Here is a 24,321-nt window from a genome sequence, read left to right as displayed (position 1 = left end):
CATGCCTGAGTAGGACCGAAGCCTCTCCGCTGCGTGACCGGCTCCCGTTGGCAAGCAGCACGTCGGCGCTGACCTCAGGAAGTCTTCTGAGGCCATCTTGCGGACGTGGTGGACCAGAACATTGTCAAACGCCGCGGCAAGCTCCGGGCCCTCGTCACGGTCGCCCGCTCGCTGCTGGTCATCATCTGGCATCTCCTCGCGGGAACGTGCGACCTGCCACGACCTGGGATGGGACTACCACCTCAACCGGCTGAACACCGGCAAGAAGATCCGCAACCACGTCCGCCGGCTCGAAGCTCTCGGACTCACCGTCATCTTGACCCAAGCCGCTGACCATACCGATCGCACCAACCCCGACTCGCCGTCCTACGTCGGGGTCCGCTGCCCCGCGCTGGCTCAGGTGGCTATTTTCCGGTCAGAGCGCCGGAGATGCGATGACTTTTCTCAGCGCGACGTGCCGACCGGAAGCAGTGAACCCTTTCAGGCTCCTTGGCAATCGCCCTGGTCACAGCGTAAGTGCGATGTCGATGTTCGGTCCGGTGATATGGAGTGCGACGGTTTTCGTCAAAGTAAGCTTAGACATAATCTGTCGTGGTCGGCATGTGGGAGGTCGGATGAGGAAGAGCCCGCTCGGCAAGCCGGACGACGTGGTCGACCGGGGCCGGGAGTGGAGTCTGCTGGCGGACTTTCTTACCGATCCGGATCCCGCGATGCGGCTCGGCATCGTGTCGGGGCGTCGACGGCACGGGAAGTCCTACCTTTTGCAGGCGCTGTCCGAGCAGGTCGGCGGCTTGTATGTGACGGCGGTCCGGGAGGAGGGACGGCTGCCGGCGATCCGACGGTTCAGCGATGCGGTCGCCATCCATGCTGGTCTGCGCCCGGGGAGTCTGCGTCTGACCGACTGGCGTGATGTTCTATCCAACGCGCTTGATGTGACGGCTCGTTCGCCGCATCCGCTTCTGGTGATCGATGAGTTGCCGTATCTGCTTCAGCACTCGCCTGAGATCCCAGGGCTGCTTCAGCAGCTCTACGACGAGCGCCAACGCGGTGCACGGACGGACGCCGGCCCCGGACCGCGGCTGATCCTGTGCGGTTCCGCGATGAGCGTTATGCACGAACTGCTCTCGGGTACCAAGCCGCTGCGCGGCCGTGCCGTGGTCGATCTGCGTCTAGGGGCCTTCGACTACCGAGACAGCCGGGCTTTCTGGCAGATCGAGGACCTGTTGACCGCACTGAAGGTCCACGCGGTTCTCGGCGGGGCTCCCGGGTACCGGCCGGTGGCGGCCCGGCCGCACCCGGACGACGGCTTCGACATCTGGCTCACCCGCACCCTGCTTGACCCGGGCCGGGCAGTTTACTCGCGGACCGAGACCGAGTACCTGCTGCGTGAGGATCCGCGGATCACGCAGCACACCCTGTACTACGACATCCTCACCGCGATCGCCCAGGGTGCCACCACTCCCAGCAAGATCGGCGCGGCCCTCGAACGCCCGCGCAACGCCGTCGCCCACCCGCTGGGCGTCCTGGAGTCCACCGGCTACGTCCGGCGCGAGCAGGACGTCCTGCGCGTCCGGCACCCGGTCATCACGCTCGCTGACCCAGTCATCCGCTTCAACCAGCTGATCACCATGCCACAGGCCACCGCAGTGGAGCAGGGATTCGCCGAGCAGGTGTGGCAGCAGGCCTCCCCGACCTTCAACTCCAAGATCCTCGGTCCGCACTTCGAAGATCTCGCCCGTGACTTCACCCGCCGCTACGCCCACATTCTGCTTCCCGGCGGGCTCCTGGGTCCGGTCGGCACCACCGAGGTCGCCGACCCCGCAGCCCGTACGAAGCACGAGATCGATGTCATCGCCCTGGCTGCGGGCGAGCGCCCGCAGGCCCCACGGGCGAGGATTGCGCTCCTGGGTGAGGCCAAGGCAACCGTCGCCCGCCAGGGGACCGGCGACCTGGAGCGCCTGGAGCGAATCCGCGGCCTCCTCACCGATCAGGGGTACGACACCACGGGTACCACACTGGCCCTGTACTCCCTGCACGGCTTCTACCCCGACCTGACCGAGCAGGCCGCCCGCCGCGACGACCTTCTTCTGGTCGACCTGCCTACCCTCTACGGGAGCTGATGGGGGTCACCAAGGGCCGTCCGGGGGGGGCTATGTACAGCAACGCCGTCTCACATGAGCACATGTCATCAGCCTGCGCCTGCCGCCTGACCAGGTCAGGGGCCTTTCTACAGGGTGACCGTTTCCCGTTTGCAAGCAGGAAGTCAGGAGTTCGAATCTCCTAGGCTCCACCATCCAAGGCTTCGGGTAGGTGTGCCATCGCGCGCCCACCCGTTGCCAGACGTCATGGTTGCCTTCTGGGACCCCGCCCCGAGCGGTCCTCGCTCCGCTCGGGCTGCCTTGCTGGTGCGCGCCTCCGGCACGCAAGGTCATCGCGATTGGGCGCTTCGCGCACGGGGCTCAGCCGCTGCTTCCAGTCGAGCCAAGGCTCGATCCCTTGTCGGCCTTCGCTCCGCTCAGACGTCCTTCTTGAAAGGTGCAGGCTGCGCCTACGCCCTGGGTGGGCCGGTCGCAATGCGCGGAGCGGTGCGGTTCGGCTCTTGCGTGAGCTCATTGCTCGGAACCAGGGGTACAGAGGTCTCGCGCTGTCGTAGGTCTTGTCGCGTGGTCAGCGGCCACGGCTGTGGTCGGACCTGTGCGGCGCGCCGACGCATCTCCGGTCCGCCGCCCGTCCACCGTCCGGGCATTGGGCCGGGGGCCGGTCCCGGACAGCGGCGGGTACAGGCGATCGGGAAAGCGAGAGTGTGACCAGGGTGGCGTCGTCGTGGGTCTTGCCGCGCGGCCATCGGGATCCTGCGGGGTCGCTGTGTTCGGCTGCGCGTACACGGCTGATCAGGGCTTCCGGTCCTTCTCGGTCGAGCAGGTCGAGGGTCTGCCGCCAGGTGGCGAGGTGGAAGCGATCGACGAGACGGGATGCCCCGTCGCTGAGGAGGACCGCCGTGCGTACGGACTCCTGCGGGACGGTCCCGGTGAGGGCCTGGTCGGCGGCGAGGGGGTCGGTGGCGGCCACCCAGAAGCCGCCGTCGCGGTTGCGGTGGGCGCGCAGGGTCTCGACGTACTTGTGGTGGGCCTGCTGGTGTTCGGGGGTGCCGGAGTCGAGGGCGAGTAGCGCTCCATCCCGAGATGTGGTTGACATGAGCGCATCGCGAGCGATAGATGCATCGCTGGTGTCGTCGAAAATCTCCGTGCCTGCCTTATGCGCTCTGGCGATCCTGATGCCGTTGGCACCCGCGGTCATGGTGCCCAAGCCCGCGAACGTCGTCGTCGGTGCGGTCGTGGCCGCGCTGCTGGTGGTGCCCGTCGTGGTGCTGCGCCGCAGGCGGTGGGTGCTGCGGCTGGGCGCTGCGCTGTTGGCTCTGCTCGCCGTGGCCGCCGCTCTGCCGCCGTTCACCGGGTTCGGTGGGCCGAGCGAGGAGGAGATCCAGCAATATCTCACGACCCAGGCCGCTGTCGGCGGACCGGTCGACTTCAGGTCCGGTACCTATGGCGGCGCATTGCGGTTCCTGCCCTGGGACGCCAACGACCTGCTGCTCCTCGCCGTGGCCTGCTTCGCCACGGCCGTTCTGGTGACGGTGCTCGGCCGCGTCGTCCATCAGAAGGGACGGCGTGAGCTTCTTCCGCTGCGCTGGCGGTGGCCGTTGGTCTTGTGGGGCGCCGCCCTGGTGCTGGTGAGCATTCCGCAAGCGATGGTGTGGAGCTCACTCACCGATGGGTCAGCCGAGCACTCGATCATGATGATGGACGGCAGCTGCTTCGGCAGTATGGAGGAGATCTTGCTAGGGCCCGCGGCAGCCGTTCTGATTCTGATCCCGCAGCCGATCGTGCTGGGGCTGGGCCTCGGGCTCTGGGCGCTGCTGGCACTCACCGGGCACCGCCCGCTGGGCCGAGTGGTGGGCTGGCTGACGTTGGTGCCCCTGGTGGTTCGTGACCTGATGATGAACTGGATGCCCGTACTTGGGTGCGCACGGTCTGCGGACGAGGCGACCGATCCCGTCACGATCACATGGGTCCTGGTCACGCTCCTCCCCATCGTCCTGGTTCTGCTGGCGGTACGGGTGCGCCGAGCAGTAGTTTCGAAAGAGGAACAACCCGTATGAGGACGCGCACGCTTGCGGGCCCACTTCGAGGCGTTAGGCCGGAAAGTCGGCGTCCCAGGGGTAGGTGAACCGTTCGGGCGCTACACCCCGACCTCGGAGCAGGGCGAGGAGGTCAGCCTCGCCGGTGGCGACGATGCGGTTGATTTCGTTGCTTCCGATGTCGTAGTCCCAGCCGTCGAGGCGCTCGATGATGTATTCGCAGTGTGTCAGCCAGAATCTGCTGAACACCTCCGGTCAAGGGCGCGTGCGTCGTCGCTTTGCGATCAGCTTCGCTGATCCTTGACTCGGCGGGCCCGTCCTGGGACCGGCAGCTACAAGGAGGACGGGGGCGGACCAGGAGGTAGGCCGTCGGCACCGTCGCGTGCATGGTGGCCGGGCCATTAGCGTGCCATAAGGGCGGCGACGAGGGGTCGACCACGGTCACTCACGTCCGGCCTCAGCTCCAGGTCAACGCGTCTACGAGCCAAGATCCCTGCAGTTCCCAAGCTGACAGCGCGGGTTCGATTCCCGTCACCCGCTCCACGTGCGAAGGCCCAGGTCGGGATACTGATCCAGAGTCGCACCTTGGTCGTTTTGGAATTATGTCCATGTCCCGTCGCGAGCGTTCTAACAGGCCGCGCATACTGGTGGAGATGAAATCAACCAGCGGCGCGCCCCGTCGCCACCTGTCCACAAGTCCCTTCAAGCCCCCGCCCCCCGCCTCGCCTGTCGAGCAGTTCAGCATGAACGATCAAGTGACCCATGATCGGTATGGTCTCGGCGTCGTCATCGCTGTAGAAGACGAGATCGCTGTGTTCGTCGATTTCGGATCGCGGCAGGAACGAATCACTACACCGTTCAACAAGCTGTACAAACTCTGAGACCGCTATCACACGGGGAAAACACACAGCGCGAGCACATCAACGCCAGCGTCCAGCTCGGCCGAGCCGACGTCCACAGGACCGTGTGGAGACGTTCTTTCCTCGGCCCGGCCATACGAGCATAGGTATACCGCGAGGAAGCAGAAGCCATGCCGAACGTGCGGTGATCGTAGTGAGAGAGACCGACGGATCGGGGTTCCTCGCGGCATGCTGGAGGACGAACGTCTCCGGCCCGCATCGCCGGATGACAGTGAGCGCTGCGGCCCGATAAGGGAGGCAACCGCCATCCGGCGAAGACTTGACGTGGTGTTCCGCCACCAAGATTGACGACGTCCTGGCTGCTTATGGCATCTCATCCGAGAGCACTCAGCCGGCGCGCTTCAACGCTGATGACATCGACATGTTCATCGGGCGCCTCGGCAAGGGCGCCGTCATCATGGACAACCGCGTCGATACTGCCACCGAGGGACCCGATCTGTGGCGGGGGCGACGTCGGGTCTGACATCCGGCAACCCTGGGGAAGCGGTGGGAGCGGTGAGCGGTGCAAGGTGGGAGGAAGGAGGCTGGCTGGTAGTCGTCGTTCGGCTGAACTGTGGTGGGTTTTGGGATTTCCTGTCATGATCATGGCGAAATTTCCCCCAGCCGAAATGAGGTCGTCCATGAAGAGAACGACGGTGCGCAGGGTCGGAGCCGTGGCGCTGGCCCTGAGCAGCCTGATGGGAGTGGGCGCCACCGCGGCTCAGGCCGATGCTCAGCGGCTCGCCAGCTCCTGCCTGTCCAGCTTCTGCCTGTACGAGCATGACGACTACGCGGGCGCCGAGCAGGAGTTCCTCTTCACCTCCAACAACACCTGCGCCAACGTGACCTCGCTGAACAACAAGGCCAGCTCCATGAGGAACCCGTCGGCCGGCCGGATCCAGTTCTACGACAGCGCGAACTGCTCGGGTTCGTACGGCTACGCGGCCGCCCCGGGGTCGTCCGACAGCGACCTGACGAACAACGGCTTCGACAACCGGACGAGCTCCGTGAAGCGGGTCAGCCCGTAGCGTGCTCGGGCAGGTGCCCGCGGGCGTGGTCCTGCTCGTCACGGTGGCGGCCTGTTCGGGGGCGGGAGCTTCGGCGCCCGTCCCGGTGCCGGAGCACGGGGTGGAGGCGCGCGAGCTGTCCGTGCCCTTCGACCGGTAGAACCTCTCCCCGGCGGACCTCTCGGTCCTCGCCACCGCCGGGGACCTCCTCGTCCGCGACTGCATGCGGGGCGGGGAGCTTGACCTGGGAGACGTTGCCGCCAGTGGTGGAAGGCGACCCGGAACCGCCCTATCGCCGTCGTTACGGTGTCGCCGAGCCGGAGATAGCGCGTCTGTACGGGTACCACGTCGCTCCCGACCGTCCCTCCGTTGCCCGGCGAGCCGCGGCGGGTCACGCCCGCGCCGCACGCCTGTCGGACGAGGAGCGGCAGGCCGCGTACGACGAGACCGGCGGCTGTCTGCGGCAGGCGCGGGAGCGCATCGAGCAGGGAGCGCCGCAGGTCGACGCGACGCTGTTCAACAAGCTCGTTTCGCAGACCTTCGGTGAGGCGCAGCGGGATGCGAAGGTCGTCGAGGTCTTCAAGGACTGGAGTGCGTGCATGCGGGCTGAGGGGCTGCGTTAAGCCGACCCGCTCGCCGCCATCTTGCCCGCGCGATCATCGCCGGAGCCCGGTGACTACCCCGGTGCGACGCTTCCCTGCTGGAACGAGTGCGCTTCAGCCCGTTCGCATGCCGAACGCGGTGAAGGCGGTGAACGCGGTGAACGCGACATCAAGACAACAGATCTGGCTTATATAAGCGGGAGCTGATACGCTTCCGGCTCGTGCACGCGTTCGACGTCCTGGGTGATCCTCGACAGCGGCGCATTCCGGAGGTGCTCGCCGACGCCGAGCAGACCGCTGGCGCGATCACGGACGCGGTCCGGGCCGAGCTCGGGCCCTCGCAGGCCGCCGCGTCACAGCGGGTTCGTGTCGGTACGGGCTGAGGGCGCTCGCGCGGTTCTACACCGTCGACCCAGCGCGGCTGGGCCGGTTGTGGGACAACGCCTCGATGCTCTGGAAACCTCAGCGAAGGAAGCCTGACGTGAAAGACGTACTGGATGAACTGGCCGCCGCGCAGCGGGCGATGGGCAAGGGCAGCGTGCCCGCCGGTGACGCGTACACCATCGAGCTGCGGCGTCGGTACGATGCGCCGATCGACGACGTCTGGGATGCTCTGACCAACCCCGAGCGGCTGCAGCGCTGGTTGCAGCCGGTCACTGGAGACCTGCGGCTCGGCGGGACGTTCGAGCTGGACGGTGGTGAGCACGGCGAGATCCTCCGATGCGAGCCGCCGCGTCTGCTGAAGGTGTCCTGGCTCTACGGGCCCGACGCCGACGCCTGGCCCGGCACGAGCGAGGTGCAGGTGCGCCTGGCGTCGGGTTCGGCCGGCGACACCGAGTTCGAGCTGATCCACGCAGCGGTCCTGGAGGAGCCGCTCTTTCCGATCTACGGCCCCGGTGCCGGCGGCGTCGGCTGGGACCTGCGCCTCCTCGCTCTGGCCCGGCTGCTGGCCGGTGGTGAGAGCGTCGATCACGAGGCGGTCGAGAAGTCGCCCGAGTTCGTCCGGCGCAGCGCCGCGGCCTGGGGCGAGGCCCACTTGGCGGCTGGGGGCGAACCTGAGCACGTCGCGGCCGCAGTCGAGGCCACCACCCAGTTCTACGCACCCGACCCGACCTGACCTTCCCGCTGCGGCACGCCCTGCACCGCGGGCGTGAAACGGATGTCGGCCCACACCTGGAAGGAATGCGCGTCGTGAAGTACACCAACTCGATCGAGATCGCCCTGCCGCGGGAGCGGGTGGCCCAGCTGCTCGCCGACCCGGCACATGCGCCGAAATGGCTGCGGGGACTGGTGCTGCACGAGCCGTTGAACGGGGTGCACGGGCAGCTCGGCACCAAGTCGCGGGTGGTGATGCAGTCGGGGCAGCGGCAGATGGAATGCGTCGAAACGATCACTCGTCGGGAGCCGGCGGACCTCCACGAGATCCCTGAAGGGATCGTCGTTCACTTCGACCGCGAGATCGTCGGCGGGGGCATGTGGAGCGTGGTGCGCGATCGGCTGACCGAAGCCGGTCCGGAGACGACGCTGTGGGAGAGCGAGAGCGAATACCGGTTCAGCGGGCTGCTGATGCGGCTGATGGGGCTGGTCATGCCAGGCGCCTTCCACAAGCAGTCGCAACAGCACATGCAGGACTTCAAGGAGTTCGCCGAACAGGGGAAGGACGTCCGCGACGGTAAGGATTGATCTGCGCCATCAGCAACGACGACCATCGACGGATCGGCCGCTGCTCGGCGCGCGTGTGCCTCAACCGCCACGACACCTCGGGCGTCTGGGGAGTACACACGACTAACAGGATGAGCAGCACCCAAGCCAAGCGCATACCGGCCGATCCTGAGGGCGCGCCTCAGCCGAACGCGGCCTCCGTGACCGGCGCCCATTCCCGCCACTCGCGCAGCCGCTCGGCGTAGATGGCCTCGATCTCGGGGAGCGTGTTGCCGAGGACGAGCCGCCGGGGCGGCTTCTCGGCGTCGGCGAGCAGGAGGATCGCGTCCGCGGTCGCCGCCGGGTCGCCGAGCACCCATTCTTTGGCGGTCGCCTCGTGGACGGCGGCGTAGTCGGGGTGGCGGTCGGTGGTGCGCATGCTGGTGGTGCCGGCGAAGTCCGTGGCGTACGGGCCGGGCTCGACCGCGGTCACGTACACGCCGAACGCGGCGACCTCCTGGGCGAGCGCCTCTGACAGGCCCTCGACCGCCCACTTGGAGGCGTGGTAGGCGCCGATGCCGGGGTACGCGCGTACGCCGCCCTCGCTCGTGACCTGCAGGATCCGGCCGGACCGCTGGGCTCGCAGCACGGGCAGGACCGCTTGGGTGACCCAGACCGTACCGAAGAAGTTCGTCTCCATCTGGGCGCGCAGCTCGGCCTCGGTGAGCTCCTCGACCATGCCGAAGAGCCCGTAACCTGCGTTGTTGACGACGACGTCGAGCCGCCCGAACCGCTCCACGGCCCGCTCGACGGCCTCGAACACCGCCTTCCTGTCGGTGACGTCGAGGGGCAGCGGCAGGACGGCGTCGCCGAAGCGGCGTACGAGCGGGTCGAGCGCGCTGACGTCGCGGGCCGTCGCGACGACCCGGTCGCCGCGCCGCAGCGCGGCTTCCGTCCAGAGGCGGCCGAAGCCGCGCGAGGCGCCGGTGATGAACCAGATCTTGGACATGATTTCCTCCAGGTCTTCCTCCTTCCAGCATCCGGACGTACGAGTCATTCCACAAGCGAGGCTTTCGCACAGGAGACATGCGGAGTGCGCATGGCTTAGGTTGAGCGCATGGCGGAATTCACCGTTCCCGCGCTGCGGGTCGTGCACGCGGTCGTCGGCACCGGATCGTTCACGGCGGCCGCTGAGCTGCTCGGATACACGCAGTCGGCGATCTCCCGGCAGGTCGCGGCCGCGGAGTCGGCGGCGGGGACGCCGCTGTTCGTCCGCAAGGCCCGTGGGGTGGAGGCGACCCGAGCAGGCGAGGCGGTCGCGCGCCGGGCGGCCGCCGTGCTGGCCGAGCTCGACGCGCTGGGCCGCGAGCTGGCCGCGCTCGCCGACCCGCTCGCCGAGCAGGTCACGCTCGGCGCCTTCCCGACCGCGACCTGGTCGCTCATCCCCAAAGCCATGGCGGCGCTCAGCGCCGAGCACCCCGCGCTGGCCGTCGAGCTGCACGAGGCGTCCAGCCCCGCGCTCCTGCGCCAAATGCGGGCCGGCGGCGTCGACGTCGCCGTGATCGCCGTCGGTCAGGGCCTGCCCGACTACGACCTCCACGACCTGCACACCGAACGCCTGACGACCGGCGGCATGGGCATCGTCGCCGTGCCGAAGAACCACCGCCTCGCCGGACGGTCGCGCGTCTCGGTCGAGGATCTGTCCGGCGAGCCCTGGATCGTCGGTACGGGCCCGCGCGGCGACCCGCAATTCGGCGCCTGGCCGACGCTGCGGGAGCCGCGCATCGTCCACCGCATCCGCGACTGGAACGCCAGGCTCGGCTTCGTGGCCGCCGGGCTCGGCATCGCGACCGTCCCCCGGATCGCCGTCTCCGGCCTGCCCGCCGAGATCGCCGCCGTTGAGGTGGACGATCCCGCCTATTCGGGGCGCATCACCCTGACCGTGACCAGGTCAGAGCCGTCTCCAGGGCAGCGCGTCGTCGTCGCGGCCCTGCGCGCCGCGGCCGCGTCGGTATGACGCCGGGTAAGCCTCCGGCCGGTTCTCACCAGGTACTGGGTGTAGACCGACCCGCACACGGTCGCCGACGAAGTGGCAGAGCGGCCGGGGCGCGCTCGCCGGCGGCGGGTACGAAACGGCATTTGGACAACCCGCCGCCCGCTCCTCGATACTGGGTGCCCGAGCAGCCACGAAGGGGATCACTCGATGCCAGCGGACGGGCCGACCGTCGACCAAGGTGTACGAGAGATGATCCTGCTGATGCCGCGGCTCATCGCGCGAGCCAAGCGCACCCCCGTGCCCGGGCAGCTGCGGGACTTCGCGCTCACGCCGCGCCACCTGTCGCTGCTCGCCCTGCTGCTGCACGACGGCCCCGCCACGGTGAAGACGCTGGCCGGACGCCTCCAGGTCGCCTCCACGACGGTCAGCCTCATGGTGAACGACCTGAGCCGCAAGGGCATCCTGGCCCGCCACGAGGACGAACGCGACCGTCGGCGCACCATCGTCAGCATCGCCGACGAGCACCGTGAGGCGATCGAGGGCTGGCTGGCCGCGGGTGCGGACGCCTGGCGTACCGCGCTGGAGCCCTTGGAGCCCGCGCAGCGGCAGCTCGTCATCGACGCGCTGCTCACCTATGAGCGCGAGACGATGAAGCTCACCCGCCAGTCCGACTGAGCCCGGTTTCACGCCCCGTCGTTGACACCCCGCTGCCCGCAAATTAGGTTTGCAATCAAATCTGATTTGCTGATGAGTCCATCGGATGTCCGGAGGTTCAGGGTGCCTGTCTACGACCTCGACCACGTCACGCTCGGCGTACGTCACCTCTACGAGAGCGCGGAACGGCTGCGCCGCGAGACCGGGCTGCGCAGCCACGAAGGCGGCTGGCTGGAGGTCATGCCCACCGCGCACCGCGTCATCCCGCTGCCCGGCGGCGCCTTCGTCAACGTCGAGTCGGTCATCGACCACTACGCCGAGCTGCCCCCGGGATTGGGCGCGTTCCGTGACTGGTTCGAGCGGACCACCCGGCGGGGCGACCACTGGATGACGTGGAACCTGCGGGCGCGCAGCCGCGCCGACCTCCAGGACGTCGCCCGCCGGCTCGGCGGGGAGGTCATCGAGGCCCGGGGCGCCCTGCACCCCGACGGGACGTCCACGACGACGATCATGGCGCCCGGCGACGCACGGAAGACGTGGGCGCGCGGGCTGCCGAACTGGTACTACCACGAGGACATGAGCCGCCACCCCGCCCGCACGACGCCCATGACGCACGAACGTCCGCTGGCCGCGGTCGCCTGGCTGGAGCTCGGCAACGATCCGGCCGAGGTCGAGGAGCACATCGGCAAGGAGACGTTCGACGACCTGCCCCTGCGGTTCGTCTCCGGCGGGCCCGGCCTGCACGGGGTGGGCCTGCGCACCGAGGACGGCGACGAGATCGCCCTCCGCGCCCCCTCAGGAGTCTCCGGCCTCGCCGCCCTCACGTGAGGCGGCGGGCGTGTTCCTTTCGCCGCCCAGGTGAAAGGCCACATCGCCTTGATGGAGATGTGGCCTTCGGGAAATCAGGACCGGACGTGCTTCTCGTACCAGCTGTAATCGATGTACGTGCTGCCGGGGCCGGTCAGTGTGCCGTAGACCTGCCAGAAGCTGTCCGGCTCCAGCGAATAGCGGAAGATTTTGTCGCCGGGCCGGTCGTCCACGAACGCGGTCTGCTGCCCGTTGTTCCAGATCCGTACTTCGATGGTGAACGTCTCGCCGTCCGGGATGTCGAGGCAGATTTCATAGTCGTACGCGAACGAGCCACCGATGTTGTACTGGCGGCCGTCGATCGCGGGGCGTTGGAGATTGGAGGGGACGTAGCTGTTCACGACCCGGGTGTAGTCCCCGGCGGCGCAGTCGATGTCCGAGGTGGCGGCGGATGCGGGACTGGTGACGGTGAGCGTGGCGCCGAGGACCCCGGCGGCGAGCAGGGAGATGGTGCGCTTCATGCCTCTCCTCATCCGTGCAGTGAGTCTCCAACCGGGTAGTTGAAGGATGAACTGATTCTGGCGTGCGTGCACACTCCCGGACAAGGGCGGGCAAAAAATCCTGCGATCTTAAGTCAAGTGATGTGATGGTTATAAGGCCACACCCCGTGGCCGGGATGTGGCCTTGGCGGTCACCCTGCGTTCGGCATCAGGCCGGGGTGCGCTTCTCGTGCCAGGTGTAATAGAGGAAAGTGCTGCCGGGGCTGGTCAACGTGCCGTGCACCTGCCAGGCGAAGTTGGCGGGAATGGTGTAACGGAGGATTTTGTCGCCAGGTCGGTCATCGGTGAAGAAGGTCTTCAAGCCGTCGTTGAGATTCTTCAGCTTGATGGTGAACGTCTCGCCGTCGGGGATGTCGAGGCAGATCTCGTACGTGTGTGGCTGCGGCCCGTTGATGTTGTAGAGCGCGTTGTCGACCCCGGAGCGCTCGACGTTGGTGGGCACGTAGGTATTCACGACCCGGGTGTATTCGCCGGTGGTGCAGTCAACGGAGGAAGCGGACGCGGGAGTCGTGCCGGCGAGCGTGGCGCCGAGGGCGCCGGCGGCGAGAACGGAGATGGTGCGCTTCATGCCTCTCCTATCCATGGGGTGACGCTCCAACTGAGAAGTTGAAGTCTGAACTGATTCTGTCGCGATCCCCCATATATGGACAAGATCGGGCAAGGCTCCGTGCATCCCGCAGTAAGCCGTGACGCTCAGCCGGGCGCCGGGACGCGCCAGGACGAGGTGGAGAACCAGGCCTTCGCCGACGGCAGCAGGAGCAGAGTGACGATGAGTGCGGTGCAGGGCGCGCTGACGACCCAGGTGACAGTGCCGTCGATCAGGAACTCGATGACGTCGAGCACGGGGATGACGAGCTGGACGGCGACGGTGACGAGGCGTAACCGAGGCCGGCGGGTGTGCCACTTGTTGGCCAACAGGCCCGTGATCAGTGCTGGGAGGTGGATGGGGGCGTAGAGCAGGTCTTGGACGGCGCTCCGCGAGTCGGTGAACAGAGCCAGAAACAGCAGGATGAGGCTGAGCAGGGCGAGCGTCGCCTGGATCCAGATCAGGTTCCTGGCGACCTTCACGGGCATAGGCATGTCGAGAAGCCACCTTCGGGTTGGGGGGTACGGCAGAGCCCTTCCTGCACGGCTCCGCGGCTCTGATCTTTCCACCCCTTCTGCGCTGCTGGGCCCACACCCAAGAGGCGCCGCGCAGGGTCAGCAATGCGCGATGAGAGCATCGGCTTCGGGGAATTCTGGACGTACTCGTCCAGGCATACAGGGCCGCAGAGGAACCCCTGAAGACCGGCGCCGCAAACTAGGAAGGCGAGTCTTCGCTGCGGTGCTTCAGACAAACCTCCATGCCGCCATGATCTGCCAGGCCGCCCAAAAACCGGCCTTCTTTTTACTGCACCGTGCTTTTCCAGGGGAGAATCACACGTCAAAGGCCGTGAGCGCCGACCACACAATGCCTGCCTGTATGAGACCGACCAGGTCAACAGCGATGATCCAGGCGATTCCGCTCAAGCGGGTCCGGGAGACGAGATAACTCAGGGGCAGGGTCAGCACCCCTTGTGCCATGGCGAAGGCATCCGGAACGCCCCTCTTCGAGGTGAACCATCCCAAGGTACCCAGAAGCACGACAAGCGCCGCGTAACCACCCGCTATCCAACCGGCCACTGCCCCGCCCGCCTTCGGCGGTCAGTAGCGCTCTACGAGGTGGGTGCGGCCCGCTGGAGGGTCGTAGGGTTCGGGCCAGTAGTCGGTGATCTTGGTGATCAGGCCCTCGGGTGAGAGGTCGAACCAGATGCAGGCGTCCTGGTGTTCGTCGCCGACTCGGGCGTCTATCCAGGCGGCGGCGTGGAGGCCGTCGGCGAGGATGCGGCGGGGCTCCATGTGCCAGTCGCCGGGGTAGTCCATGTTGAACTGGAGGAATGCTTTCCTGCCGCGGATGCGTTCGCGGGTTTGGGGCATCTCGTACACCACGTCGTCGGCCAGCAGGGTGCTGAAGGTGTCCCAGTCGCGGCGTTCGGCGCTGTCTACATACGCGTGTGCGGCCTGGCGGCTTCTGGCGGTGTCGTCCACTCGAAGGACGTTACACAGTGGCACCGACAGCTTCGCCGGGGGATATTCGGGTGAGTTCCGGGGTGGTGCGGGCTAGCGTTTCCTGGGTGCGGCGGTGCGTCTCGTGTAAGCGGTGGGAGCCTGCTGGGGCGCCTGGGTGCCGGGCCTGTGCCGCCGTTGTCGACGAGGTCGTCGAGGCGGGGTGGCGGGCGTTCGTTGCGCGGGAGTTCGGCGGGCTCGGCCCTCAGGAGGAGCGGGACGTCGCCTCCATGGTGGTTGATGAGCCGGACAGGCATCTCTGGCGAGTCGTGGATGCCGCCTACGATCGGCTCACCTGCGGGGAGTGCGGGGGCCGGTTGAGCCGGGGGCCGGTGGGGTGTGCGGCTTGTGATCTGGCCAACGGGTTTCGGTACGTCGCCATCGAGGTCGATCGGCCCGGTGTTCCGCCGGGGAACGAGCATGGACTGCGGGTCAATGTGGCGGTGGTGCGCAGGCCGTACGGGATCTCTGAGCGTGAGCTGGTGGCGCGGCGGTTGCTGCTGCCTTTTCTGCTTGACGGGCGGCTGCCGACGATCGCTCAGGCTCAGGAGATTCGGGCCTTTCTCAATCGAGGGGGGACGGAGGATCAACTCGCTCAGCGGCTCGAATCGATCTGGGAGCCCTAGTGGGTCACACCGCGCGCATCAGGAGGTGGCCGCGGCGGAAGCGTTCTCCCTCCAGCGGTTCGCGGAGCATGCGGGCGACCTCCGTGAAGCCCTCCTTGCGGAGCAGGTCGGCCATCTCGTCGATGGGCCAGCGGTAGGCCGCGGTGACCCTGTGGTCGAACTCCGTCACCGGCTCGCCCTCCGACTCGAAGAAGCCGATCAGGAGGTGGCCGCCGGGGGCCAGGACGCGGCGGAACTCCGTCAGGTAGGGCGGCAGCTCCTGCGGCGGAGTGTGGATGATCGAGTACCAGGACAGCAGGCCGCCCAGCGACCCGTCCCGTACGTCGAGCGCGCCCATCGAGCCGAGCTCGAAGCGCAGGCCGGGGTGGTCGCGGCGGGCGATCTCGATGAACGCGGGCGAGAGGTCGACGCCGGAGGCTTCGAGGCCGAGGTCACGCAGGTGGGCGGTCATGTGGCCGGGGCCGCAGCCGGCCTCGACGACCGGGCGGGGGCCGTCCGCGCGTACGAGGTCGGCGAAGGCGGCGACGATCGCGCGGTCCAGGGGCAGGCCGTCGAGCGAGTCGCGGACCAGGTCGGTGTAGAGGTCGGCGACGGCGTCGTACGCGGTGGCGGTGGCGGTCAGGTAGGGGGAGGGTTCGTCGGCCATGGCGGACGACTGTAGCCGATCAGGACCTGGCCGGTACGACGATCTCCTCGGCGTCCTTACGGCGGGTCAGCCAGAAGGACACGAGCGCCCCCACGAACAGCACGATCGACGTCCACTGGTTGATCCGCAGGGACAGGAACGTCACCGCGTGATCCACCCCGCCCACCGCGTCGATCCGCAGCCCCTCGATCCAGAAGCGGCCCAGCGTGTACCCGGCGACGTAGACGGCGAACAACCGCCCGTGCCGGAGGTCGAAGCGGCGGCCGATGCCGATCAGGGCGAGGCCGAGCGCGAGGTCCCACAGCGACTCGTACAGGAAGGTCGGGTGATAGAGGGCACCGGGCTCGCCGCCGTGCGCCTGGTCGATCTCCAGGCCCCAGGGGAGCGTGGTGGGGCTGCCGTACAGCTCCTGGTTGAACCAGTTGCCCCACCGCGCGATGGCCTGTCCGATGGCGATGCCGGGCGCGACCGTGTCGGCGACGGCCCCGAGCGACAGGCCGCGGCGGCGGCAGGCGAGCCACACCCCGACGCTGCCCAGCGCGACCGCGCCCCAGATGCTCATCCCGCCTTCCCAGATGAACAGCGCCTGGTACGGCTCCTTGATGGCGCGCGGGCCGAAGTAGATCTGCCAGTCGGTGATGACGTGGTAGAGGCGGGCGCCGATCAGGCCGAAGACGACGCCGGGGACGGCGATGTCGCTGATCGTGCCCGGTTCGCCGCCTCGGGCGCGCCAGCGGCGGTCGCTGATCCAGATGCCGACGGCGATGGCCACGATGAAGCACAGCGCGTAGGCCCGGATCGGGATGAACCCGAGATGCCAGACCCCCTCCGGAGGGCTGGGAATCAGGGCGAGGGGCATGGTGGTGACGCTAACGGATGCGGCCCCGGATGGGCAGGTACGTGACCTGATCGGACCTTCCGGAATGGTCACGCACGCGCGGGAAGCAGATTCGATCACGAAATATCCGCATAAATCGGGAATGAGGAGCGCCCGGCTCGGCGCTTAGGGAGGGTGCGCCAACGACGGTAAGACCCCTGTAGAGACCCTCCGGTAGAGACCTTCCGGTAGAGAACCCCCGTAGAACCGCCCCCCGCGAAACCGCCCCGCGCGGACTGTCCCGCAGAGAGCTTCCGCAGAGCCGCGTCGCGCGGACTGCCTGCGGAGAATCCTGCAGGGCCGCCCGCAGAGAGCAGCTCCGGAGAGACCAGCCCGCACGGAACCGCCCGTGCAGACCGCCGATGAGTTCTGTCGGTGGCGGCGGTCAGTATGTGCATGACGACGATGACCGTCCCAGAGAACACCCCTTCTGATCCCCTGTTGACGGGCGACCGAGATCGAGGCTCCGTGATCACTTCAACGCACGACGCAGCACCACCGAAGGCCGAGGAGGCCGCCGGGTCACGGCGCACGCCGCCGGTGATCCGGCTGCTGGTGCTGGCCACGTTCGTGGTCATCCTCAATGAGACGATCATGATCAACGCGATCCCGCGCCTCATGACGGCCCTGAGCATCGGCGAGCAGACCGCGCAGTGGCTCTCGACCGCGTTCATGCTGACGATGGCCGCGGTGATCCCGATCACGGGGTGGTTCCTGCAGCGGGTGACCACGCGCGGCGCGTACGCCACCGCGATGGGTTTGTTCCTGCTGGGCACCGCGCTGGCCACGGTGGCGCCGTCGTTCGAGGTGCTGCTCGGGGCCCGCATCGTGCAGGCGTCGGGCACGGCCGTGATGATGCCGCTGCTGATGACGACGTTGATGCACGTCGTGCCGGAGCACAACCGGGGCAGGGTGATGGGCAGCGTCAGCCTGGCGATCTCGGTGGCGCCCGCCATGGGGCCGACGATCTCCGGGCTGATCCTGAGCTTCGGGTCGTGGCGGCTGTTGTTCGCGGTGGTGCTGCCGATCGCGGCGCTGGTCACGTGGCGTGGCCTCGCGCAGTTGCAGAACGTCGGGGAGCCGCGGGTCGGCACGATCGACTGGTTCAGCGTGGTGACGGCGGCGGCCGGGTTCGGCGGGCTGGTCTACGGGCTGAGCCGGTTCGAGGGCGGCGACGCCGGGATGGCGGTGGCCATCGTGGTGGCCGGGCTGGTGACGATCGCGGTGTTCGTCGTCCGGCAGCTCGTGCTGCAGCGGCGCGGGGTGCCGCTGGTCGACCTGCGGACGCTGCGCAACCGCACGTACACCGTCGCGCTGATCATGATGGCGGTGGCCTTCATGGCGATGCTGGGCTCGATGGTGCTGCTGCCGCTCTACCTGCAGAACGTCAGGGCGTTCAGCCCGCTGGAGACCGGGCTGCTGGTCATGCCGGGCGGTCTGGCGATGGGGCTGCTGGGGCCGGCCGTGGGGCGGTTGTTCGACAAGTTCGGCGGGCGGGTGCTGGTGGTGCCGGGCGCGGTGGCGATCATGCTGTCGCTCACCGGGTTCACCCAGATCACGATGACGACGCCCTACTGGCAGCTCCTGGCGCTCCACGCGCTGCTGTCGATCGGCCTGGCGGCCACGTTCACCCCGGTCTTCACGCTCGGGCTCGGCGCGGTCCCGCCCGCGCTCTACTCGCACGGCAGCTCGATCCTCAGCACGTTGCAGCAGGTCGCGGCGGCCATCGGCACGGCGATGGTGATCACCGTGATGAGCGCGCGCAGCGCGTCGCTGCGGGAGTCAGGGGTCAGCGACGTGCTCGCCGACCTCGGCGGCATGCAGCTGGCCTTCGTCATCGGCGCGGTGCTGTCGGTGGCCGTGGTGGTCACCGCCCTGCTCCTTCCGGCCAGGGCCGACGCCTCGAAGTAGGCGTCTTGCGCGGTCGCGGCGGCCGGTGTACAACTCGTCATCGTCTACGAGGAAGGTCGCCTGTGACCGCGTTTCGCATTCTCGGTGCTGTTCAGGCCCTTTCCGCGGACGGGCCGGTACACGTCCCGGGAAAGCAGCGGTCGATGCTGGGCGTCCTGCTGCTCTACCCCAACACGCCGGTCTCGCTCGAGCGGCTGATCGACTGCCTGTGGGAAGATCCGCCCGCCTCGGCGGTGTCCAACATCCACAGCTACGTCACCCGCCTGCGCCGTACGGTCGCCCCCAGCCTCGTCACCCAGGACCACCACTATCTCCTCGCCCTCGACCGCGACCAGCTCGACCTGTTCCTCTTCGAGGACACGCTGAGCGAGGCCCGCCACCACGCCGAGGCAGGCGACTTGGCGAAGGCCCATGAGGCGTACCGGTCGGCGCTGGCGCTGTGGCGCGGCAGGCCGGCCGAGGACGCGCAGCTCACCGCGAGCGTGCTGCCGCGCGTCGCCGACCTGGAGGAGCTGGCGCTGTCCGCCCGCTGCGACTGGACGGACCTCCGCCTGCGTCTGGGCCTGCACGAGGAGCTGATCGGCGAGCTGCGCGCGCTGGCCGAGGCCAATTCGATCAACGAGCGCGTCTGGCGGCAGCTCATCCTCGCGCTGCACCGGTCGGGCCGGCGGGCGGAGGCGCTGGAGATGTACGGCCGGGTCCGCGCCGTCCTCGGGGCGGAGCTGGGCGTCGAGCCAGGCCACGAGCTGCAGGACCTGCACGCCGCGATCCTGGGCAACGACGAGACCCTCACCCCGCCCGTACGCGAGAGCGCCCGCCGCATCGTCCCCCGCCAGCTCCCGCCAGCGCTGGGCCGCCTGGTGGGCCGGCGGGCGGAGCTGGCCAGGCTGGACGAGACGCCGCACGCGATGCTGACCCTGCTGGTCGGGGGCGCGGGAGTGGGCAAGACCACGCTGGCCGTCCACTGGGCCCACCGCGTCGCCGAGCGCTTCCCCGACGGCCAGCTCTTCCTCGACGCCCGCGGCTTCGACCGGGCGCCGCCGATGAGCGCGGCCGAGGCGCTGCCCCGGCTGATCCAGGCGCTCGGCTGGCCGGCGAAGGACATCCCCGTCGATCTGGAGGCACAGATCGGCCTCTACCGGTCGATCCTGGCCGAGCAGCGCGTCCTCGTGGTGCTGGACAACGCCGCCGACCCCGACCTGATCAGAGCGCTGATCCCGCCGGGCAGCGGCTCCCGGATGCTCGTCACCAGCCGCGACCGGCTGAGCGGCCTGGTGGCGCTGGAGTCGGCGGCGTCGGTCACGCTGGACGTGCTCGACCAGGACGCGGCGCTCGACCTGCTCGCCGACGCCGTGGGGAAGGACCGCATCGAGCGGGAGCCGCAGGTCGCGGCCCGGCTGGCCGAGCTGTGCGCGCGGCTGCCGCTGGCGCTGCGGGTGGCGGGCGCGAAGGTGGCGGCGAGCCCGCACCGCGCGCTCGCCGACTACGTGGCCGAGCTGGACGAGCGGAACCTGCTGTCCAAGCTGGAGGTGCCGGGCGACCAGCGTACGGCGGTGCGCGGCGCGGTCGGCCGCTCCCACGAGACGCTGACCCCGGCGGGCCGGCGGCTGTTCCGGCTGGTCGGCCTGCTGCCCAACACCGGCGTCACGGTGCCCGGCGCGGCCGCGCTGTCCTGCCTCCCGGCGGGCGAGACGGCCGGGCTGCTCGACGACCTCGCGCGGGTCCACCTGATGAACGCCGGGCCAGGCCGCTACACCTGCCACGACCTGCTGGTCACGTACGCGGCGGAGCAGGCGCTCGCGGACGACCCGCCCGAGGAGCGCGAGCTGGCGGTCACCCGCTACTTCGACTTCTATCTGCGCACGATCGTCGCGGCCGGCGAGCACGTGGACGTCCGCGTGGTCGGGCCGGCGCCGGGCGGCCCTGACACGGGGGTGACGCCGCTGACGTTCGCCGACCGGGCGGAGGCGGAGAGCTGGCTGGAGCGGGAGTGGGACATCGTGGCCGCGCTGGTCGCCCGCGCCGCCGAGCGCGGCCCGTACGCGATGGCCTGGCGGCTGGCCGACGCGCTGCGCGACGTGCTGCCCTGGCGGCGGCCGGTCGCCGAGTGCCTGCGCATCGCCGAGCTGGGGCTGAAGGCCGCCCGCGCCGACCACGACGACCTCGGGCAGGGCGCGATGCTGATGTCGATCGGCTACGTGCGCTGGCGCATCACCGACCTCGACGCCGCCATCGACGCCTACCGCCAGGCGCTGCCCCTCCTGCGCCGGGCCGGCTGGCTCGCGGGCGAGGCGGCCGTGCTGCGGGCCGGCGGGGTGGCGCTCGCGCAGGCGGGCGACGCGGAGCAGGCCGCCGATCAGTTCCGCCGGGCCCTCGCGATCGACCGCGAGCTGGGCAACCGGGCGGGCGAGACGTCCAGCCTCGGCAACCTGGCCTCGCTCACCCTCGACCTGGGCCTCCTGCGCGAGGCGGAGCAGCGCAACCTGGAGGCGCTGGCCGCGGCCGCCGAGGTCGGCAAGCGCCAGCTCGAAGCCGTCCTGCTGACCAACCTGGGCGTGGTGCGGCGGGAGCTGGGCCGGCTGGCGGACGCCCAGGCCACGCTCGACCAGGCGCTGGCGGCCGGGCGCGAGATCGGGTCACCGTACGTCGAGGCCATGGCGCTGGAGTCGATCGGCTGCGTCCACCGCGACGCCGGCCGTTACGACGACGCGCTGCGGGCCCACGAGCAGGCCGCGGCCGTGGCGAGGAGCGCTGAGAACACCGAGGTCGAGGTACGCGCGCTGGTCGGGCACGCGCTCGTGCACCTGCGCCGCGGCGACCTCACCGAGGCAGGCGAGCGCCTCGCCGCCGCCGAGTCGTCGGCCGGGCGCACCGGCCACCGGTCGAACCAGGTGGAGCTGCTGCTGATCCGCTCGGAGCTGGCCCGCGCCCAGGGGCGGCCCGCCGAGGCGCTGGCCCGCGCAGAGCAGGCACGCCAGCTGGCGGAGCGTGGCTATGGCCTGGCGCTGGGCAGGGCGCTCGCCGCCGTCGCCGCCGCCCAGCTCGACCTGGGCGAGCCGGCCGCCTGCGAGGAGAGCTGCGGCGCGGCGCTCGACGTCTTCCGCAGGACCGGGCAGCGGCTCGCCCGTGCCAGGACGCTGATCCTGCTGGGCCACGCCAGGCAGGCCATGGGGCAGGCGGATGCGGCCAGGAAGACGTGGCGGCGGGCGCACGCGGTCGTCAGCGCGGCGGGGGCGCAGGAGCGCGTGCTGACCGCCGCGCTGGTCACATCTGCTTGACGAACGGTGTGCCCTCGTAACCGGCGCGGCGGGCGGCACGCAGCGCCGTACCCGGTGTCGGGCCGTGCGCGATCACCGCGTCGCCGTCGACGGCCACCCAGGTGCCGGACGGCGTCTCGGCCGTCTGCGCGGCGCGCAGCGCGCCGGTCAGCCGCTCGACGCGGCCGGAGGTGTCCAGCCCCGAGGCGGGGACGCCGAGCCACGCGTACGTACGCCGCTCGGCCCCGCGAAGCAGGCGCCACAGCACGTACTGGATGAGGATCGCGGGACCGAGCACGGTCAGGAACGCCATCCCCGAGCGCAGCACCCCGGTCGCGAACCCGATCTCGACCAGCACGATCAGGCCGATGCCCGCGACCGCGCCGATCCAGGCGGCCACCCTGCCGTACGCCTTCGCCGCCACCATCGGCCACAGCGCGAGCATCAGGCAGTCGCCGAGGCCCGCCGCCACCGGCGCCGTCCCGCCCGTCACCGCCAGGAGCGGCGCGAACGGCTGGCCCACCACCTGGGCGAGGAACCGGTCGGTCAGGTCGCCGAGCCCGGTCGCGAACAGGTCGTACACCGCCAGCACGGTCGCGAACGCCGCCACGTGACCCGCCGACATGCCGGTCTGCGCCCACAGGCTGGTCACACCGATCACGGAGATCGCGATGAGCAGCGCGTTGAACGCCAGCACCATGCCGTCGAGCCCGGCGACCGCGGCCGCCACCGTGACGGCGACCAGCAGCAGCGAGGCGAGCGTGGCCCGCCGGCCGCCGATCACCGGCGCCAGCGTCATCTGGACGCTGGCCAGGAAGAGCACGCCGAACACGGCGGAGACCGCGGGGCCGGGCAGCGCCAGGTAACCGACGGGCATCACCACCACCAGGCAGCTCATGATGAGCACGTCGGAGGTGGTCGAGTAGCCGATCGGCGGGCGCGGCAGCGAGTAGCGCCGCACGTAGCCGAGTGCGCCCAGCACGATCGCGGCGATGACGACGTCGAGCAGGGCGAGGTTCGGCAAGGTGATCATCGGGGGTCTCCGGAGGGCGATGACTCGAAGCTGTGCTCGTACAGGTCGGCGCGCACCCGGCATGGCTCGGGCAGCTCGTCGGCGGTGTCCACGAGCACGATCTCGGCGACGGGGAGCGCGCGTTCCGTCGCCAGCTCCTCGATGCGGCCCAGCGTGCCGCCCCGGCGTGGGGCGACGACATGCAGGTCGGGCTTCTTCGGGTCGCCGGTCAGCGCGTACCTGGTCGGCAGCGGGACCTCGCGCACCGCCTGCAGCACCTCCAGGATGTCGCGGTCGGTCGGGCCGCCGCCGTAGTGGGAGGCCCGCCCGACGATCCTGGACGTGGCGGGGAGCGCGGCCAGCTCGCAGCCGTACGGCTCGTCGGGCAGGCGGCGTACGAGGTCGCCCGTCCGGTAGCGGACCAGCAGCGTCGTCTCGCGGTAAGGGGTGTACGGGGTGGCGACCAGCTCGCCGACCTCGCCGGCGGCGACCGGGGTGTCGGCGTCCACGTCGAGTATCTCGAAGTGGGCCTGCTCGACGGCCAGATGCAGGTGCTGCTTGGAGCACACCATGCCGGTGGTGGGGACCAGCTCCGTCATGCCGTACACGTCGGACACCGGCACGCCGAACGTCTCGCGTACGCGCTCGCGCAGCGCGTCGGTGAGGATCTCCGCGCCGGTCATCACCCGGCGCAGCCCGAAGTCCTTCGCCTGCCAGCCGTCCCGCTCGGCCCGCTGCACGAGCGCACCCAGGTAGGAGGGGACGGTGTAGAGGTCGCTGACGTACGGCAGCTTGCCCGGCAGGTGCAGCGGCGCGGCCAGCCGGTCGAGCGCGATGCCCGGATCGACCAGCCCCTGCGCGATGAAGCCGGCGCCCACCATGGTCAGCGCCCGCTGCGCCGTGACCAGCCCGACGGTCGCGCGCGAGCTGATGCACGACAGCCCGACGTGGTGCTCGCGCGTGTCGCCCACCATCAGGTACGAGATCGCCGACAGCACCGCCGCCAGCTCCAGCTCGTAGCGCGAGAACCAGACGATGGCCGGCGTGCCCGTGGTGCCGGTGGTCTGCGCCATCAGGACCGGCTCGCTCACGTCCGACACGAACGCGGGGCCGGCGCCGCGCAGGGCCGACTTGGGGGTGGTGGCCACCTGGGAGAGCTGGTCGAGCCCGATCCCGGCCGGATCGAGGCCGTGCTGCTCGAACCAGAGCCGGTAGTACGCGGTGTGCCCGGCCGCCCGCCTGATCGCCTGCCGCAGCCGGCGGTCCGCCATCGAGCGCCTGATCTCCGGATCGTCGACGCCGCCGCCGGGCAGCAGGTCGTTCGGGCCCTCACCAGGCTCGCCCAGCTCGGCCAGCATCCCGCGGAGGTCGGTCACCAGCTTCCCCAGGGCGTCCACGTCGAATTTCCCGCCGCGGAGCACGGTGGCGGCGTGACGAAGCTGTCGAGCGGCTGTGGCGAGCAAGGACACCTCACTTCATCGGAACGGAGCGACCCCGGCCGGCCGGCCCCCCGGAGGGACCGGCCGGCTCAGTTCCCTCAGGTGGCGGGGATCTGGAACAGCGCGGTCGTCAGGGTGCTGAGCGCGTACCTGGCGTAGCGCATGCT

At 69.5% G+C, this 24,321-nt stretch carries 27 protein-coding genes; 15 read left to right on the top strand and 12 right to left on the bottom strand.

All coding sequences use genetic code 11. The features are described 5' to 3' along the window. Positions 1 to 614 precede the first annotated feature (614 nt). A complete protein-coding gene (locus ACFFR3_RS36590) occupies positions 615 to 2,120 on the top strand; it encodes an ATP-binding protein (RefSeq protein ID WP_379484623.1) in 1,506 nt (501 codons plus the stop codon). Between the two features lie 547 nt (positions 2,121 to 2,667). On the opposite strand, the gene ACFFR3_RS36585 is transcribed toward ACFFR3_RS36590, so the two are convergent. Continuing rightward, positions 2,668 to 3,195, bottom strand: a complete 528-nt coding sequence (locus ACFFR3_RS36585; protein WP_345393262.1) for a hypothetical protein — start codon at positions 3,193 to 3,195, stop codon at positions 2,668 to 2,670. Between ACFFR3_RS36585 and ACFFR3_RS36580 the strand changes: the two genes are divergently transcribed. Further along, on the top strand, positions 3,194 to 4,156 hold the full coding sequence (locus tag ACFFR3_RS36580; protein WP_345393265.1) for a hypothetical protein: 963 nt from the start codon (positions 3,194 to 3,196) through the stop codon (positions 4,154 to 4,156). The two genes, ACFFR3_RS36585 and ACFFR3_RS36580, sit on opposite strands and share 2 nt — an antisense overlap. A 33-nt stretch (positions 4,157 to 4,189) precedes the next feature. Here ACFFR3_RS36580 and ACFFR3_RS36575 read toward each other — a convergent pair whose 3' ends face one another. Beyond that, a complete protein-coding gene (locus tag ACFFR3_RS36575; protein ID WP_345393268.1) occupies positions 4,190 to 4,384 on the bottom strand; it encodes a hypothetical protein in 195 nt (64 codons plus the stop codon). Positions 4,385 to 4,788: 404 nt separating this feature from the next. Here ACFFR3_RS36575 and ACFFR3_RS36570 point away from each other — a divergent pair, with 404 nt between their 5' ends. From ACFFR3_RS36570 to ACFFR3_RS36540, 7 genes are all read left to right on the top strand, one after another. Further along, entirely contained in the window at positions 4,789 to 5,016 is a 228-nt protein-coding gene (locus tag ACFFR3_RS36570; protein WP_364368625.1) for a hypothetical protein, read from the top strand. 659 nt (positions 5,017 to 5,675) lie between these two features. Further along, the gene (locus tag ACFFR3_RS36565; protein ID WP_345393274.1) at positions 5,676 to 6,062 is read left to right on the top strand and encodes a peptidase inhibitor family I36 protein; all 387 of its coding nucleotides are present in this window, start codon (positions 5,676 to 5,678) and stop codon (positions 6,060 to 6,062) included. A gap of 13 nt (positions 6,063 to 6,075) precedes the next feature. Next, positions 6,076 to 6,201 (top strand): hypothetical protein, encoded by a 126-nt coding sequence (locus ACFFR3_RS36560; protein ID WP_379484622.1) that lies wholly within the window; start codon positions 6,076 to 6,078, stop codon positions 6,199 to 6,201. 79 nt (positions 6,202 to 6,280) lie between these two features. Further along, positions 6,281 to 6,664: a hypothetical protein gene (locus ACFFR3_RS36555; RefSeq protein ID WP_345393280.1), complete on the top strand. Its 384-nt coding sequence runs from the start codon at positions 6,281 to 6,283 to the stop codon at positions 6,662 to 6,664. A 200-nt stretch (positions 6,665 to 6,864) separates the two neighbouring features. Further along, positions 6,865 to 7,026 carry a hypothetical protein gene (locus ACFFR3_RS36550; RefSeq protein WP_345393283.1) on the top strand — a complete coding sequence of 54 codons (162 nt, stop codon included), beginning with the start codon at positions 6,865 to 6,867 and terminating at the stop codon, positions 7,024 to 7,026. 98 nt (positions 7,027 to 7,124) lie between these two features. Further along, on the top strand, positions 7,125 to 7,760 hold the full coding sequence (locus tag ACFFR3_RS36545) for an SRPBCC domain-containing protein (RefSeq protein WP_345393286.1): 636 nt from the start codon (positions 7,125 to 7,127) through the stop codon (positions 7,758 to 7,760). A 65-nt stretch (positions 7,761 to 7,825) separates the two neighbouring features. After that, on the top strand, positions 7,826 to 8,326 hold the full coding sequence (locus ACFFR3_RS36540; RefSeq protein WP_379484621.1) for an SRPBCC family protein: 501 nt from the start codon (positions 7,826 to 7,828) through the stop codon (positions 8,324 to 8,326). 160 nt (positions 8,327 to 8,486) lie between these two features. Here the strand turns inward: ACFFR3_RS36540 and ACFFR3_RS36535 are convergent, their stop codons facing one another. Further along, positions 8,487 to 9,293 (bottom strand): SDR family NAD(P)-dependent oxidoreductase, encoded by an 807-nt coding sequence (locus tag ACFFR3_RS36535; RefSeq protein WP_345393295.1) that lies wholly within the window; start codon positions 9,291 to 9,293, stop codon positions 8,487 to 8,489. Positions 9,294 to 9,401: 108 nt separating this feature from the next. Here ACFFR3_RS36535 and ACFFR3_RS36530 point away from each other — a divergent pair, with 108 nt between their 5' ends. The 3 genes from ACFFR3_RS36530 (at position 9,402) to ACFFR3_RS36520 (ending at position 11,762) form a co-directional block, all read left to right on the top strand. Then, entirely contained in the window at positions 9,402 to 10,301 is a 900-nt protein-coding gene (locus tag ACFFR3_RS36530; RefSeq protein WP_345393298.1) for a LysR family transcriptional regulator, read from the top strand. Between the two features lie 228 nt (positions 10,302 to 10,529). Continuing rightward, on the top strand, positions 10,530 to 10,955 hold the full coding sequence (locus ACFFR3_RS36525; RefSeq protein ID WP_345393302.1) for a MarR family transcriptional regulator: 426 nt from the start codon (positions 10,530 to 10,532) through the stop codon (positions 10,953 to 10,955). Positions 10,956 to 11,057: 102 nt separating this feature from the next. Then, positions 11,058 to 11,762, top strand: a complete 705-nt coding sequence (locus ACFFR3_RS36520) for a VOC family protein (protein WP_379484620.1) — start codon at positions 11,058 to 11,060, stop codon at positions 11,760 to 11,762. Positions 11,763 to 11,836: 74 nt separating this feature from the next. Here ACFFR3_RS36520 and ACFFR3_RS36515 read toward each other — a convergent pair whose 3' ends face one another. The 5 genes from ACFFR3_RS36515 to ACFFR3_RS36495 all read right to left on the bottom strand — a co-directional run bounded on the left by ACFFR3_RS36515 (position 11,837) and on the right by ACFFR3_RS36495 (position 14,368). Beyond that, entirely contained in the window at positions 11,837 to 12,262 is a 426-nt protein-coding gene (locus tag ACFFR3_RS36515; protein WP_379484619.1) for a hypothetical protein, read from the bottom strand. Between the two features lie 187 nt (positions 12,263 to 12,449). Then, the gene (locus ACFFR3_RS36510; RefSeq protein WP_345393308.1) at positions 12,450 to 12,869 is read right to left on the bottom strand and encodes a hypothetical protein; all 420 of its coding nucleotides are present in this window, start codon (positions 12,867 to 12,869) and stop codon (positions 12,450 to 12,452) included. Positions 12,870 to 12,994: 125 nt separating this feature from the next. Further along, complete coding sequence (locus ACFFR3_RS36505) at positions 12,995 to 13,381, bottom strand: hypothetical protein (protein ID WP_379484618.1); 387 nt, start codon at positions 13,379 to 13,381, stop codon at positions 12,995 to 12,997. A gap of 336 nt (positions 13,382 to 13,717) precedes the next feature. Beyond that, a complete protein-coding gene (locus tag ACFFR3_RS36500; RefSeq protein WP_345393316.1) occupies positions 13,718 to 13,924 on the bottom strand; it encodes a hypothetical protein in 207 nt (68 codons plus the stop codon). Positions 13,925 to 13,984: 60 nt separating this feature from the next. Beyond that, complete coding sequence (locus tag ACFFR3_RS36495; protein WP_345393319.1) at positions 13,985 to 14,368, bottom strand: nuclear transport factor 2 family protein; 384 nt, start codon at positions 14,366 to 14,368, stop codon at positions 13,985 to 13,987. Positions 14,369 to 14,616: 248 nt separating this feature from the next. Here ACFFR3_RS36495 and ACFFR3_RS36490 point away from each other — a divergent pair, with 248 nt between their 5' ends. Beyond that, on the top strand, positions 14,617 to 15,012 hold the full coding sequence (locus tag ACFFR3_RS36490; protein WP_379484617.1) for a hypothetical protein: 396 nt from the start codon (positions 14,617 to 14,619) through the stop codon (positions 15,010 to 15,012). Between the two features lie 4 nt (positions 15,013 to 15,016). Here the strand turns inward: ACFFR3_RS36490 and ACFFR3_RS36485 are convergent, their stop codons facing one another. Together ACFFR3_RS36485 and lgt are read right to left on the bottom strand one after the other, a co-directional pair. Continuing rightward, positions 15,017 to 15,658 carry a class I SAM-dependent DNA methyltransferase gene (locus ACFFR3_RS36485; protein ID WP_345393322.1) on the bottom strand — a complete coding sequence of 214 codons (642 nt, stop codon included), beginning with the start codon at positions 15,656 to 15,658 and terminating at the stop codon, positions 15,017 to 15,019. Positions 15,659 to 15,677: 19 nt separating this feature from the next. After that, positions 15,678 to 16,517 (bottom strand): prolipoprotein diacylglyceryl transferase, encoded by an 840-nt coding sequence (gene lgt / locus ACFFR3_RS36480; protein ID WP_379484616.1) that lies wholly within the window; start codon positions 16,515 to 16,517, stop codon positions 15,678 to 15,680. A gap of 486 nt (positions 16,518 to 17,003) precedes the next feature. On the opposite strand from lgt, the gene ACFFR3_RS36475 reads away from it, so the two are divergent. Both ACFFR3_RS36475 and ACFFR3_RS36470 read left to right on the top strand, forming a co-directional pair. Next, the gene (locus tag ACFFR3_RS36475; RefSeq protein ID WP_345393328.1) at positions 17,004 to 18,446 is read left to right on the top strand and encodes an MDR family MFS transporter; all 1,443 of its coding nucleotides are present in this window, start codon (positions 17,004 to 17,006) and stop codon (positions 18,444 to 18,446) included. A gap of 143 nt (positions 18,447 to 18,589) precedes the next feature. After that, positions 18,590 to 21,724 carry an AfsR/SARP family transcriptional regulator gene (locus tag ACFFR3_RS36470; RefSeq protein ID WP_379484615.1) on the top strand — a complete coding sequence of 1,045 codons (3,135 nt, stop codon included), beginning with the start codon at positions 18,590 to 18,592 and terminating at the stop codon, positions 21,722 to 21,724. Here the strand turns inward: ACFFR3_RS36470 and ACFFR3_RS36465 are convergent. Beyond that, entirely contained in the window at positions 21,711 to 22,736 is a 1,026-nt protein-coding gene (locus tag ACFFR3_RS36465) for a hypothetical protein (protein ID WP_345393335.1), read from the bottom strand. The two genes, ACFFR3_RS36470 and ACFFR3_RS36465, sit on opposite strands and share 14 nt — an antisense overlap. Beyond that, complete coding sequence (locus ACFFR3_RS36460) at positions 22,733 to 24,112, bottom strand: phenylacetate--CoA ligase family protein (RefSeq protein ID WP_379484614.1); 1,380 nt, start codon at positions 24,110 to 24,112, stop codon at positions 22,733 to 22,735. The genes ACFFR3_RS36465 and ACFFR3_RS36460 overlap by 4 nt, the downstream gene beginning before the upstream one ends. Positions 24,113 to 24,321 lie beyond the last annotated feature (209 nt).

The sequence above is a fragment of the Nonomuraea salmonea genome, assembly GCF_042428605.1.
GTDB lineage: Bacteria > Actinomycetota > Actinomycetes > Streptosporangiales > Streptosporangiaceae > Nonomuraea > Nonomuraea salmonea.
This window is presented reverse-complemented; position numbering and strand designations above follow the sequence as displayed.